General features: G+C 49.5%; 16 protein-coding genes, 1 pseudogene and 1 other annotated feature. Of the genes and pseudogenes, 7 read left to right on the forward strand and 10 right to left on the reverse strand.

Features of this window, described 5'->3' with window-relative positions; translation table 11 throughout:
- Positions 1-17: 17 nt before the first annotated feature.
- Positions 18-1,304 carry an HlyC/CorC family transporter gene (locus tag A9587_RS21920; protein ID WP_010723175.1) on the reverse strand — a complete coding sequence of 429 codons (1,287 nt, stop codon included), beginning with the start codon at positions 1,302-1,304 and terminating at the stop codon, positions 18-20.
- Positions 1,305-1,323: 19 nt separating this feature from the next.
- Entirely contained in the window at positions 1,324-2,115 is a 792-nt protein-coding gene (locus tag A9587_RS21925; RefSeq protein WP_010376639.1) for a cytochrome C assembly family protein, read from the reverse strand.
- A 166-nt stretch (positions 2,116-2,281) separates the two neighbouring features.
- On the opposite strand from A9587_RS21925, the gene ffh reads away from it, so the two are divergent.
- The 5 genes from ffh (at position 2,282) to rplS (ending at position 5,782) form a co-directional block, all read left to right on the forward strand.
- Positions 2,282-3,643 carry a signal recognition particle protein gene (gene ffh / locus A9587_RS21930; protein WP_000460036.1) on the forward strand — a complete coding sequence of 454 codons (1,362 nt, stop codon included), beginning with the start codon at positions 2,282-2,284 and terminating at the stop codon, positions 3,641-3,643.
- 136 nt (positions 3,644-3,779) lie between these two features.
- Positions 3,780-4,028, forward strand: a complete 249-nt coding sequence (gene rpsP / locus A9587_RS21935) for a 30S ribosomal protein S16 (RefSeq protein WP_001371138.1) — start codon at positions 3,780-3,782, stop codon at positions 4,026-4,028.
- A gap of 18 nt (positions 4,029-4,046) precedes the next feature.
- Complete coding sequence (rimM, locus tag A9587_RS21940; protein ID WP_000043335.1) at positions 4,047-4,595, forward strand: ribosome maturation factor RimM; 549 nt, start codon at positions 4,047-4,049, stop codon at positions 4,593-4,595.
- A gap of 30 nt (positions 4,596-4,625) precedes the next feature.
- Positions 4,626-5,393 carry a tRNA (guanosine(37)-N1)-methyltransferase TrmD gene (gene trmD, locus A9587_RS21945; protein ID WP_105263912.1) on the forward strand — a complete coding sequence of 256 codons (768 nt, stop codon included), beginning with the start codon at positions 4,626-4,628 and terminating at the stop codon, positions 5,391-5,393.
- A gap of 41 nt (positions 5,394-5,434) precedes the next feature.
- Positions 5,435-5,782, forward strand: a complete 348-nt coding sequence (rplS, locus tag A9587_RS21950; protein WP_000065253.1) for a 50S ribosomal protein L19 — start codon at positions 5,435-5,437, stop codon at positions 5,780-5,782.
- Positions 5,783-5,858: 76 nt separating this feature from the next.
- Here rplS and A9587_RS21955 read toward each other — a convergent pair whose 3' ends face one another.
- The 4 genes from A9587_RS21955 to A9587_RS21970 form a co-directional block, all read right to left on the reverse strand.
- Positions 5,859-6,341, reverse strand: coding sequence for an OmpA family protein (locus tag A9587_RS21955; RefSeq protein ID WP_000595358.1), 483 nt, complete (start codon positions 6,339-6,341; stop codon positions 5,859-5,861).
- 15 nt (positions 6,342-6,356) lie between these two features.
- Positions 6,357-7,583 carry a diguanylate cyclase DgcN gene (gene dgcN, locus A9587_RS21960; protein ID WP_000971914.1) on the reverse strand — a complete coding sequence of 409 codons (1,227 nt, stop codon included), beginning with the start codon at positions 7,581-7,583 and terminating at the stop codon, positions 6,357-6,359.
- On the reverse strand, positions 7,573-8,091 hold the full coding sequence (locus tag A9587_RS21965; protein ID WP_016249098.1) for a YfiR family protein: 519 nt from the start codon (positions 8,089-8,091) through the stop codon (positions 7,573-7,575). Before A9587_RS21965 ends, dgcN begins: the two co-directional genes overlap by 11 nt.
- 152 nt (positions 8,092-8,243) lie before the next feature.
- Positions 8,244-8,609: a DUF2799 domain-containing protein gene (locus tag A9587_RS21970; RefSeq protein ID WP_000976009.1), complete on the reverse strand. Its 366-nt coding sequence runs from the start codon at positions 8,607-8,609 to the stop codon at positions 8,244-8,246.
- Positions 8,610-8,817: 208 nt separating this feature from the next.
- On the opposite strand from A9587_RS21970, the gene aroF reads away from it, so the two are divergent.
- Together aroF and tyrA are read left to right on the forward strand one after the other, a co-directional pair.
- Entirely contained in the window at positions 8,818-9,888 is a 1,071-nt protein-coding gene (gene aroF / locus A9587_RS21975) for a 3-deoxy-7-phosphoheptulonate synthase AroF (RefSeq protein ID WP_001168033.1), read from the forward strand.
- Positions 9,889-9,898: 10 nt separating this feature from the next.
- Complete coding sequence (gene tyrA / locus A9587_RS21980; RefSeq protein ID WP_000225243.1) at positions 9,899-11,020, forward strand: bifunctional chorismate mutase/prephenate dehydrogenase; 1,122 nt, start codon at positions 9,899-9,901, stop codon at positions 11,018-11,020.
- Positions 11,021-11,064: 44 nt separating this feature from the next.
- On the opposite strand, the gene pheA is transcribed toward tyrA, so the two are convergent.
- From pheA to A9587_RS22000, 4 genes and pseudogenes are all read right to left on the reverse strand, one after another.
- A complete protein-coding gene (pheA, locus tag A9587_RS21985; RefSeq protein ID WP_016262446.1) occupies positions 11,065-12,225 on the reverse strand; it encodes a bifunctional chorismate mutase/prephenate dehydratase in 1,161 nt (386 codons plus the stop codon).
- A 22-nt stretch (positions 12,226-12,247) separates the two neighbouring features.
- Positions 12,248-12,373 (reverse strand) — a sequence feature (Phe leader region).
- Entirely contained in the window at positions 12,325-12,372 is a 48-nt protein-coding gene (gene pheL, locus A9587_RS21990) for a pheA operon leader peptide PheL (RefSeq protein ID WP_101958059.1), read from the reverse strand. Its footprint overlaps the feature before it by 48 nt.
- A 102-nt stretch (positions 12,374-12,475) precedes the next feature.
- Entirely contained in the window at positions 12,476-12,817 is a 342-nt protein-coding gene (gene raiA / locus A9587_RS21995; RefSeq protein ID WP_000178461.1) for a ribosome-associated translation inhibitor RaiA, read from the reverse strand.
- 260 nt (positions 12,818-13,077) lie between these two features.
- Positions 13,078-13,294: pseudogene (locus A9587_RS22000) on the reverse strand (IS4 family transposase); the annotation flags it as partial.

The following is a 13,294-nucleotide window of genomic DNA, read 5'->3' on the forward strand; positions in this document are numbered from 1 at the left end:
ATGCCGGGCCGTTTTCGTTACTCCGCCACGCTTTCACGTAGCGGTTTTACAGGAAAAACTTTTACCTGCTTAATCATATTGTCCTGAACGTCGAGGATATCGATATCGTACTCGCCAATACGCACGCGGGTGCCTGCGACAGGGATCTCTTCCAGCGCCTCCAGAATAACGCCATTAACCGTGCGGGCATCATCTTCCGGTAGATGCCAGTTAAAGGCTTTGTTAATTTCTCGCACGTTGGCGGTGCCATCGATAATCACCGAACCGTCGTTTTGCGGTGTGACCTCTTCGGCAAGCGTTGGTGACATCGACGTGGTGAAATCACCGACAATCTCTTCAAGAATATCTTCAACTGTGACCAGCCCCTGAATATCTCCGTATTCGTTGACGACCAGACCAACTTTCTTTTTATTGCGTTGAAATTTAACTAATTGTGTACTGAGCGGCGTGCCTTCCGGAACAAAATAAATTTCGTCCGCAGCGCGCAGCATGGTTTCTTTAGTGAACTCTTTTTTCTCCGACATCAGCCGCCAGGCTTCACGTACTCGCAGCATACTAATGGCGTCGTCCAGAGAGTCGCGGTACAGCACGATGCGCCCGTGAGGAGAGTGGGAGAGTTGACGGAGAATCGATTTCCAGTCGTCGTTGATATCGATGCCGATGATTTCACTGCGCGGCACCATGATGTCATCAACGGTCATTTTTTCCAGATCGAGCACCGATAGCAGCATATCCTGATTGCGGCGGGAAATTTGTGAGCGTGATTCGTGCACAATGGTGCGCAACTCCTCTTTGCTTAAAGAGCCGCTGACTACGATATCGGTTTTGATACCCATCATACGCATCAGCATACGGGTGATGGCGTTCAGTAGCCAGACCAGTGGCATCATCAAAATTTGCAGCGGAGCCAGCAGAAAACTACTCGGATAGGCGACTTTTTCCGGGTACAGCGCGGCAATGGTTTTCGGCAATACTTCGGCAAAAACCAGCACCACGAAGGTCAGCACGCCGGTCGCAATCGCCACGCCTGCATCACCGTACAAGCGCATTCCGACAATGGTGCCCAGTGCGGAAGCGAGAATATTGACCAGGTTATTGCCGATTAACACCAGGCTTATCAGGCGGTCAGGTTTGCGCAGTAATTTTTCGACCCGTTTAGCCGAGCGATTACCCTGCTTCGCCATATGTCGCAGGCGATAGCGGTTGAGTGTCATCATTCCGGTTTCGGAGCCGGAAAAATAGGCTGAAATGACCACCATGATGATCAAAATTATGATCAACGTGGTAGTAGAGATATGTTCCAGGGGAAGCTCCTTTTCTGGTTTAGCTGATTAACTGCTGGACAATTCGGCTGCCAAAATAGGCCAGTGTCAGAATAACTGCGCCGGCGACGTTAAACCAGACAACGCGGCGTCCACGCCATCCTTCATGATAATGCCCCCACAGCAGCACAATATAGACAAACCACGCCACAATAGAGAGCACGGCCTTGTCGATATTTTCCATGCTAAATAAGTTGTGCATGTAGAACAGGCCTGTACAGAGAGTGAGCGTCAATAGCACCACACCAATTTGCGTGATGTGGAACATTTTACGTTCAATACTCATCAGTGGAGGCATTTCCTGATTAAACGCCAACTTCTTGTTCTTCAGTTGGTAATCAATCCATGCCAGTTGCAGCGCGTACAGGGCAGCGATAATCAGCGTGGCGTAGGAAAAGAGCGATAAGCCAATGTGCATCAGCATCCCGGGTGTTGCTTCCAGGTGGGTGATGTATTCATTGGGCATGAAGGTCGCCAGCGCCAGGTTGATGAGCGCAAAGGCGTAAACAATCGGCAGCAGCAGCCAGCCACGGTTACGTGAGGCCACAATGGTCATCACCGTACAGATCATCAGGCTGACCAACGAACCGACATTCAACAGGCTAAGGTTTTGTCCGCTATCACCGCCGGGCAGTATGCGGGCTTCAAGAGCAATAGCGTGGCAAACCAGCGCGATGACCGCAGAAATAATAGCCATTCGCCGCCAGCCGCCGTTTTTTTGCAGCAGACCGGGAATAATCAGTGCGAGACTGACAGAGTAGGCGACGAGCGCGAGCAGAGCAAAAACGGGCATAGTAATGTCGACAGTTTGAGCAATGAGAAAGAAAAGCAGTATAGCGTCAGGTGAACGCGGCTCCAACCGTTGCATAACAACAAAGACGCCTTCATGTTATACTGCGGCAAAATACTGATGATGTGTCGCGATTGCGGCCAACCGTTTCCACCCCAGGCGAGAGACAATGTTTGATAATTTAACCGATCGTTTGTCGCGCACGCTGCGCAATATCAGTGGCCGTGGACGCCTTACTGAAGACAACGTTAAAGATACGCTGCGCGAAGTGCGCATGGCGCTGCTGGAGGCGGACGTCGCTCTGCCGGTAGTGCGTGAGTTTATCAATCGCGTAAAAGAGAAAGCGGTTGGTCATGAAGTTAACAAGAGCCTGACGCCGGGGCAGGAGTTCGTCAAAATCGTCCGTAACGAACTGGTTGCGGCGATGGGCGAAGAGAACCAGACCCTGAATCTGGCTGCGCAGCCGCCTGCGGTGGTGCTGATGGCGGGCCTGCAAGGTGCCGGTAAAACAACCAGCGTTGGTAAACTCGGTAAGTTCCTGCGCGAGAAGCACAAAAAGAAAGTGCTGGTGGTTTCTGCCGACGTTTATCGTCCGGCGGCAATCAAACAGCTTGAGACGCTGGCCGAACAGGTAGGCGTCGATTTCTTCCCTTCAGATGTTGGTCAGAAGCCGGTCGATATCGTTAATGCGGCGCTGAAAGAAGCCAAACTGAAATTCTACGACGTGTTGCTGGTGGATACTGCCGGTCGTTTGCACGTTGATGAAGCGATGATGGACGAGATCAAACAAGTCCACGCTTCGATTAACCCGGTTGAAACCTTGTTTGTGGTTGACGCCATGACCGGTCAGGATGCCGCCAATACGGCAAAAGCGTTCAATGAAGCGTTACCGCTTACCGGCGTAGTGTTGACCAAAGTAGACGGCGATGCCCGCGGCGGTGCGGCGCTCTCGATTCGTCACATCACTGGCAAACCGATCAAATTCCTCGGTGTTGGTGAGAAAACAGAGGCGCTGGAACCGTTCCATCCGGACCGCATCGCTTCCCGTATTCTCGGTATGGGCGATGTTCTGTCGCTGATCGAAGATATCGAAAGCAAAGTTGACCGCGCGCAGGCTGAGAAATTAGCCAGCAAGCTGAAAAAAGGCGACGGCTTCGATCTCAACGATTTCCTTGAACAGTTGCGCCAGATGAAAAACATGGGCGGCATGGCCAGCCTGATGGGCAAACTGCCGGGCATGGGACAGATCCCGGAGAACGTGAAGTCGCAGATGGACGATAAAGTGCTGGTGCGTATGGAAGCCATCATCAACTCGATGACGCTGAAAGAGCGCGCTAAGCCAGAAATCATCAAAGGTTCGCGTAAACGTCGTATCGCTGCCGGTTGCGGTATGCAGGTACAGGATGTTAACCGTCTTCTGAAGCAGTTCGACGACATGCAGCGCATGATGAAGAAGATGAAGAAGGGCGGAATGGCGAAGATGATGAGAAGCATGAAAGGGATGATGCCGCCGGGATTTCCTGGTCGCTAAATGACCTTATGCGACAGAGTTATTAACTGTTGATTGCATTTTCTCCAGAAATCAGTAAAATTTTCGGGCTTTTAATATGACACCGGACTCCGTTCCTCGATGGGGTCCGGTTGTTTTATTCACACAAGAGGATGTTATGGTAACTATTCGTTTAGCACGTCACGGCGCTAAAAAGCGTCCGTTCTACCAGGTTGTTGTCGCTGACAGCCGTAATGCACGCAACGGTCGCTTCATTGAGCGCGTTGGTTTCTTCAACCCAATCGCTAGCGAAAAAGAAGAAGGCGCCCGCCTGGATCTGGATCGCATTGCTCACTGGGTTGGCCAGGGCGCAACTATTTCTGATCGCGTTGCTGCGCTGATCAAAGAAGTAAACAAAGCAGCTTAATCTGTCACGGTGGTCATGATGAGCAAACAACTCACCGCGCAAGCACCTGTTGATCCCATCGTTTTGGGAAAAATGGGTTCGTCTTACGGTATTCGTGGGTGGCTCAGAGTGTTTTCTTCCACCGAAGACGCCGAAAGCATTTTTGACTATCAGCCCTGGTTTATCCAGAAGGCGGGTCAGTGGCAGCAAGTCCAGTTGGAAAGCTGGAAGCACCACAATCAGGACATGATCATCAAGCTGAAAGGCGTTGACGATCGTGATGCGGCGAACCTGCTGACGAATTGTGAAATTGTCGTAGATTCTTCGCAGTTGCCTCAGCTTGAAGAGGGTGACTACTACTGGAAAGACCTGATGGGCTGCCAGGTAGTGACCACTGAAGGCTACGATCTCGGTAAAGTCGTCGACATGATGGAAACCGGATCTAATGACGTTCTCGTCATTAAGGCAAACCTGAAAGATGCGTTTGGTATCAAGGAACGTCTCGTACCGTTCCTCGATGGGCAGGTTATCAAGAAAGTCGATCTCACTACTCGTTCAATCGAAGTAGATTGGGATCCTGGTTTTTAAACCACCGGATAAACGGTAAAAGACGGCGCTATGTGGATTGGCATAATTAGCCTGTTTCCTGAAATGTTCCGCGCAATTACCGATTACGGGGTAACTGGCCGGGCAGTTAAAAATGGCCTGCTGAGCATCCAGAGCTGGAGTCCTCGTGACTTCACGCATGACCGGCACCGTACCGTGGACGATCGTCCTTACGGCGGCGGACCGGGGATGTTAATGATGGTGCAACCTTTACGGGATGCCATTTATGCAGCAAAAAGCGCGGCGGGTGAAGGCGCTAAGGTGATCTATCTGTCACCGCAGGGGCGCAAGCTTGATCAAGCGGGCGTCAGCGAACTGGCAACGAATCAAAAATTGATTCTGGTGTGCGGTCGCTACGAAGGTATAGATGAGCGCGTGATCCAAACCGAAATTGACGAAGAATGGTCAATCGGGGATTACGTTCTGAGTGGTGGTGAGTTACCAGCAATGACGTTGATTGACTCTGTCTCCCGGTTTATTCCGGGGGTACTGGGACATGAAGCCTCAGCAACGGAAGATTCCTTTGCTGAAGGATTGCTGGATTGCCCGCACTATACGCGGCCTGAGGTGTTAGAAGGGATGGAAGTTCCGTCAGTGTTACTGTCGGGCAACCATGCCGAGATACGTCGCTGGCGTTTGAAACAGTCGCTGGGCCGTACCTGGCTTAGAAGACCTGAACTTCTGGAAAACCTGGCTCTGACTGAAGAGCAAGCAAGGTTGCTGGCGGAGTTCAAAACCGAACACGCGCAACAGCAACATAAACATGATGGGATGGCGTAAGCCCCCGAGATATCAGTTTACCCAGGATAAGAGATTAAATTATGAGCAACATTATTAAGCAACTTGAACAAGAGCAGATGAAGCAGGACGTACCTTCCTTCCGTCCGGGTGATACCGTGGAAGTGAAAGTATGGGTTGTTGAAGGTTCCAAAAAACGTCTGCAGGCATTCGAGGGCGTGGTTATCGCTATTCGTAACCGCGGTCTGCACTCTGCATTCACTGTTCGTAAAATTTCCAACGGCGAAGGCGTTGAGCGTGTCTTCCAGACTCACTCTCCGGTAGTTGACAGCATTTCTGTCAAACGTCGTGGTGCTGTTCGTAAAGCTAAACTGTACTACCTGCGTGAGCGTACTGGTAAGGCTGCTCGTATCAAAGAGCGTCTTAACTAAGATTTCGCTTAAGCGACATCCTGTTAAGAAGGGCTGGCCAATTGGCTGGCCCTTTTTTTATCTACTGAAATTGAGTTTAAGGCGCACTTATCACCACAGCGACGCGGCGGTTCTCGGCCCGACCCTGAGATGTCTGGTTGCTGGCGATGGGGTATTTTTTCCCTAAGCCTTGAGTAGAGAGATTGCTGCGAGGAATTTGCCCACCTTCAGCCCAGGCATCTGCGACGACATTCGCTCTCTTCAGTGATAAGGCTTCATTGTAGCTATCTTCACCGTAGTTATCGGTATGACCATCCATACGGGCATGTGTTAGCCCGGTAGAAGCCAGTTTCGCCGCCATGGTTTGGATCTGTTGCTGACTTTCCGGAAGTAGTTTGTAGTCATTTTTAGCAAACAGAATCGTGTCTGATAAGCCAAGTGACCAGTCACCGGCGGATTCAGTAAAACCATAAGACTGCATAGCAGCGACTTGCTCTGGGGTAAACTTGCCTTGTGGAGCCTGGCAACCTGCCAGTATCAGAGAAGAGAAAACCAGAGGTGCTACCAGTTGCTTTATCATGTAGATATTTCCTTGTTATTTCACCCGCGTTTCGGCGCGCTGGTGCTTGGCCTGATACATATTACGATCGGCCAGCTCTTGTAATTTTTCGGCAGAATCGTGTTCACGAGTCAGGGCGTATCCAATACTTAAGGTCATGCAGGCCTGATGACCGTTATGGAGATTGAATGGGCGATGAAAGGTTTGTGTGAGATCTGCACAGATACGCTGCACTTCATATTCTGACAGTACGCCAGACAGAACCATGGCGAACTCGTCGCCTCCTATGCGGTATGACTGATGTCGTTTTCCGCTAAATTCCATTAACCGTATGGCTATCTCGATCAAGACCTGATCGCCCGTCGCGTGCCCCCATGTGTCATTGATATATTTGAAATTATCGCCATCAAGAAAAAGTAAAGCTGAGGTTTCTCGAGCAGCAGAATCATTCATTAACGTATTGATGCAGTTGCGGAATGCAGCGCGGTTCGCCAGCCCGGTTAATGGGTCATGTAGCGCGGTACGTAGAAGCTGGGCATTTTTTGCCTGCAAACGGAGCTGCCACTCTTCCATTTCATCCAGCAAGCTATTGAAGTCGAGAGCAAAGCGGTGAAATTCTGCGATTCGTTCTTCCGAAACACGGCGGGAAAAATTGCGGTTGGAGCGCACATCATGAACGACGTCAGTGATGTTTTTTAGCGCTTCCACCAGTCCGTTATGCAAATGGCGGGTAAGGGTGATTGCAATGCCTGATGCCAGCAGAATGCAACCCGTCAGAACAGCCAGCGATAACCAGATAAAATGACTGATTGAGTTGTCGCGAGCAGTTAACTGTACTTCGCCAATGATTTTGCCATTATGGCGAATCGGCTGAATGACGGGAGCGGGGAAGAGCCAGTGGCTAATGAAATTACTGAATGTCTCGCCCGGAGCCTTACTGGTGTAATGCCAGGATGCCAGAATGTTTTGCTGGTTATCTCGCACTTCTGCGGTTGAAAATTGGCCCTGCTGACCCAGCGCGGCTAACGTTTCTGTGGCTGCCGGACCATCGGCAAAAACGACAGCAGCTTCCAGACTGTAAGTCATTGTCGCTGCGGTGAGTGCCAGGTTTTTTTGCGCGTATTGTTTCAGGGTCAGCACCGATGTCACGGAAAGCAGCAGCCAGATCAGCGTCATAGTGATAAATACGCTGGTCATGCTGATATTGCGTAATGCTCTTTTAAACGTGGGGCGCTTATTAAGAGAATTATCGTTACCCATCATTTTTCTTCCGTGCGAGCATTAAGACATCCGGGTTGACCTTTACACCACTACGCGATAAGGCATCCAGGTTTACGGCAAATCTGACGTTATTATTGTTGATGATCAGGCAAAATGCGCTGCCAATAATGCACTCGGTATTTTGTTCGGCTATTAATAATAACGCCTTAGACGGATATTCATCGATTAATTCTATCTGGAATGTCGGTGACTCGTTGCCAAAATAAAAGCCATCGCAGCTTGAAATCAGTGCCTCTTGTTTAGAGTTAATGATGATGGGGAGATAAGGCAAAGAAGTTGCGTTGTTCTCTTGTAGGGCTGCGCTAAAACGTGAAGATGAAAAAATACATAGCCTTGGTGGGCCAGTCAATGCAGGCCAGCGAGTGTAGCTGACGATACCGGAAACCATCAAACGTACATTTTTTGTAACGTCAGAAGCACCCTGAGCGAGTAATGGCGATCCTGCCAGGAGAAAGAGCAGTAGTAAGATCGGTCGGTGAGAAAAGCGCATTCAGGGATCCTCACCACCGTTGCTCGAAACGCATCGAAAATTTTCTTTAGGATGCTCATTAAAATATCATTATTTTATGCACTCGTCATCAAAACGAGAATTAAAATTCAAATAAGTTAAATCTTATGATTAATTTATTGATGAGGTTTAAATTAATTCAATCGTATCGTGCTGGCATTTTCATCGGCTCCTTTTTGCCATACTTCATGCAGTTGACTGGCATTTTCCACCGTGTCACAACTGGCGGGAAAGCTTTTACCAGATAGCCCTCTGGCGTAAGTAAAATCAGGCTGGCAGGTTTTCTTTTGTCCTTCGGCATATCCTTTAAGGTATACCACCCGATCTGTTGGTGAATCGTTAAATGTATCGTCGTCTTTTATGGCAACGCCTGATATAGCATCTTCCATACCAACGTCATACCAGTCGGTACTGGTCAAGGTTGGCGCGTGAGTATAAGGATCAATCTGGCAACCGCTAATCACTAAGGCCAACAGGGGACCGATAAATTTTTTCATCATTTTTTCTCCTTTTTCAAAGCATAGCGGATTGTTTTTGATAGTGGTGTAAATTTATTTTTACGAAATTAATTGTCTCAGAAGCATTAAAACTGCATGTGTAAACTATTATTTACGAAATTTGGATTGAAATCTTTACTTGTTGTGTTATCGTTACGTCATCCTCGCTGAGGATCAACTATCGCAAACGAGCATAAACAGGATCACCATCATGCAAAAAGACGCGCTGAATAACGTACACATTACCGATGAACAGGTTCTGATGACCCCGGAACAATTGAAGGCCGCTTTTCCATTAAGCCTGCAACAAGAAGCCAAGATTGCCGATTCGCGTAAAACCATTTCAGATATTATCGCCGGGCGCGATCCTCGTCTGCTGGTAGTGTGTGGTCCTTGTTCCATTCATGATCCTGAAACGGCTCTGGAATATGCTCGTCGATTTAAAGCTCTTGCCGAAGAGGTCAGCGATAACCTCTATCTGGTGATGCGCGTCTATTTTGAAAAACCCCGTACTACTGTCGGCTGGAAAGGGTTAATTAACGATCCGCATATGGATGGCTCTTTTGACGTAGAAGCCGGGCTGCAAATTGCGCGTAAGTTGCTGCTTGAACTGGTGAACATGGGGCTGCCGTTGGCGACGGAGGCGTTAGATCCAAACAGCCCGCAATATCTTGGTGATCTGTTTAGCTGGTCTGCAATTGGTGCTCGCACCACAGAATCGCAAACACACCGTGAAATGGCATCTGGCCTGTCTATGCCGGTTGGTTTTAAAAACGGCACCGATGGCAGTCTGGCAACGGCAATTAACGCCATGCGAGCTGCCGCCCAGCCACACCGTTTTGTCGGTATTAACCAGGCAGGGCAGGTTGCGTTGCTACAAACGCAAGGTAATCCGGACGGACATGTGATCCTGCGCGGCGGCAAAGCACCGAATTATAGCCCTGCGGATATTGCGCAATGTGAAAAAGAGATGGAACAGGCGGGACTGCGTCCCTCACTAATGGTAGATTGCAGCCACGGTAATTCCAATAAAGATTATCGCCGCCAACCTGCGGTAGCAGAGTCCGTGGTTGCCCAAATCAAAGATGGCAATCGCTCAATTATTGGTCTGATGATCGAAAGTAATATCCACGAAGGCAATCAGTCTTCCGAGCAACCGCGCAGCGCAATGAAATACGGTGTATCCGTTACCGATGCCTGCATTAGCTGGGAAATGACAGATGCCTTGCTGCGTGAGATTCATCATGATCTCAACGGACAGTTGACGGCACGCGTGGCTTAAGAGGTTTATTATGGTTGCTGAGTTGACCGCATTACGCGATCAAATTGATGAAGTCGATAAAGAGCTGCTGAATTTATTAGCGAAGCGTCTGGAACTGGTTGCCGAAGTCGGAGAGGTGAAGAGCCGTTTTGGGTTGCCTATTTATGTTCCGGAGCGTGAGGCATCCATGCTGGCCTCGCGGCGCGCCGAGGCTGAAGCTCTCGGAGTGCCGCCGGATCTCATTGAAGACATCCTGCGTCGGGTGATGCGTGAATCTTACTCCAGCGAGAACGACAAAGGCTTTAAAACGCTTTGTCCTACGTTGCGCCCGGTGGTTATCGTCGGCGGTGGCGGTCAGATGGGGCGATTGTTCGAGAAGATGCTGACACTCTCGGGTTATCAGGTGCGGATCCTTGAACAACATGATTGGGAACGTGCGGCTGAGATTGTTGCCGATGCCGGAATGGTGATTGTTAGTGTGCCGATTCATGTTACTGAGCAGGTCATAGGAAAATTGCCGCGTTTACCGCAAGACTGTATTCTGGTTGATCTGGCATCGGTGAAAAATGGACCGTTGCAGGCCATGCTGGCGGCGCATGATGGTCCGGTGCTGGGGCTACACCCGATGTTCGGCCCGGACAGCGGTAGCCTGGCGAAACAGGTCGTTGTCTGGTGTGATGGCCGCCAGCCGGAAGCGTATCAATGGTTTCTGGAGCAAATTCAGGTCTGGGGCGCACGGTTACATCGCATTAGCGCCGTGGAGCACGATCAGAATATGGCGTTTATCCAGGCGTTGCGCCACTTTGCTACTTTTGCTTATGGCCTGCATCTGGCAGAAGAAAATGTTCAGCTTGAGCAACTTCTGGCGCTCTCTTCGCCCATTTATCGCCTTGAACTGGCGATGGTCGGGCGACTGTTTGCCCAGGATCCGCAGCTTTATGCCGACATCATCATGTCGTCAGAACGTAATCTGGCGCTGATCAAACGTTACTATAAACGTTTTGGCGAGGCGATTGAGTTGCTGGAGCAGGGCGATAAGCAGGCGTTTATTGACAGTTTCCGCAAGGTTGAGCACTGGTTCGGTGATTACGCGCAACGCTTCCAGAGTGAAAGCCGTGTGTTATTGCGTCAGGCAAACGACAACCGGCAGTAATAATTTTGTGCCGGGTGATACGTATCACATCCGGCACGGCTTCATCATGCAGGATCGACAGGCACCACATTCTCGCTTGGGTAACAGCCCAACACCTTCATCGAACGGGTGATTTCACCTAACTCTTTCAATGCTTTTTGCATTTCTGCTGATTCAAGGTTGGCCTGAATATCCAGATAAAACATCTCTTCCCACGGATTACCGTGAATCGGACGTGATTCCAGACGGGTCATGATCAGATTATGATTGCGCAGCACCAGCAGTGCTTCAACCAGTGCACCGGCTTGTTGTCCGGTGGCCATTAACAGCGTGGTTTTTGCCGGAACCTGGTCTGAAACGTTAATGGCTTTACGCGCCAGCACGACAAATCGGGTGAAGTTTTGTCGCTGATTTGCCTCAATGCGCTCCAACACCTGTAAGCCGTACAAAGTGCCGCCTGCCTCGCTCCCCAATGCAGCAACATGCGGTGATTTTGCCTGTGCAACCTTTTCCATCGCCGCGGACGTACTTTCGGTATATTCAATCTTCCAGTGCGGATAGCGATTAAGGAATTTACTGCATTGCTGGAATGGCTGCGGATGGCTGTAGACCGTGTTGATGGTGGATAAATCTGTAGTACCAGAAACCAGCAGGCAGTGGTCAATGGTCAGCGTCATCTCGCCAACAATCGATAAGCTGGTATGTTGCAGCAGATCGTAGACATCGTTAATGGCACCGGAGCTGGTATTTTCAATCGGTACGACGGCATAGTCGGCCTGACCTGTTTCCACCTGATTAAAAATATCAGCAAATTTGGCACAACCACTTTCAATAAATTGCTCGAAGTGACGGGCAGCATACTGACGGGCGGCAAGGTGTGAGTAGGAACCTTTCGGGCCAAGAAAAGCAATGCGGGCAGAGTGCGGATTAATTTTATTGAGATGCTGCTGGAGCAGTGCCTGCTGGGTCAATACGGAATCTTCAATGATAAGCTGGAACAGACGGGTAATGTAGTGCGCATCCAGATGGTGCGTTTTACCGAGTGTAATCAGTTTTTCCAGTAAATCGCGTTCACGATCGATATCACGTACCGGGCGATGAGAGAGCAGTTTGGCTTTTCCCACCTCGACAGCAAGTTCGCGCCGCTCTGCCAGTAGCGCCAGTAATTTTTCATCCAGCGAGCTGATTTTCTCACGCAGCGCCAGTAACGGGTTTTCCGATGTCATAGTGTTGCCTTTTTTGTTATCAATAAAAAAGGCCCCCCGGTTTGGGAGGCCTTATTGTTCGTCTTCGCATTCTGTTTCACACGACGAAACGCCTCCCATTCAGGGGAAGGTAAAAAAGAATGCGAAGAAGAACAGAGTGTGTTTCATATTTGTTTCCTTAAGCGACTTCAGTACAGTACCCGCACTGTTTTCACGCTGTCAACAAAAAACGCGCCCGAAGGCGCGTTGGCGATACACTCAATATAAAGGACTACTCTTCTTCAACTTCTTCGACAAAGTTGGCGTCTTTCACCGATGTTGCGGCACGACGTGCTTCGCCTTTGTGCTGCAGTTTATTGAGCTGCCGTTCCAGCTTGTTGATCAATTCGTTAATTGCGGTGTACATATCTTCATGTTTACCACTGGCAACAAGAACGCCGTTAGGTGTATTGATAGTGGCGTCAGCAACGAACCCTTGTGGCTCTTTGGACAGAATGATATGTGGATTAATCAGATGTGTTTGCCATTTTTCCAGTTTGGCGAGACGGTCTTCGACATGTTGGCGGATGGCCGGAGTAATTTCCATTTGTTTACTGGTAATGTTCATTGTCATAAATTTTACCTCTTGTCTTCCCGTCTTGGTGAATTCAGCATACCGTTCCTGATGTCAAAATGTGTGATGGAAATCTCATAATTTTGTCACTTTTTGTCAACGAAGTTTTTTTGTGAGAAATCGCAGGAAGAAGTGTTTTTTTACTTGAGGAATGTCTCAAAGCGAGCCATATTTGATGAGATCGATCGCGACTAAATCGCTTCAGTTACACGCGTTACAGAATAAAAAAACGGCAGCTCAAGGGCTGTAATGCCAGTCAGTTAAGCAACTGACTGGCTCTTTTTCGGGGCTGTGGGGTATTTCCAGGGCCTCTCCTTTACCACTCTCGGGAAGGCCCTTTCCCTTCTTGTCGGTAATTTCACAAGTTGTCCCATACTTGCAAGATCGCGCATCAGCTCCGGTATACGTCCCGGTGAAGCGCCCTGCAATGTCATCAGCATTCTCATCACCATTCCGCATGATTCTGAGAAACTCAGT

The sequence above is a fragment of the Escherichia sp. MOD1-EC6162 genome, assembly GCF_002965125.1.
GTDB classification, from domain to species: Bacteria; Pseudomonadota; Gammaproteobacteria; order Enterobacterales; family Enterobacteriaceae; genus Escherichia; species Escherichia marmotae.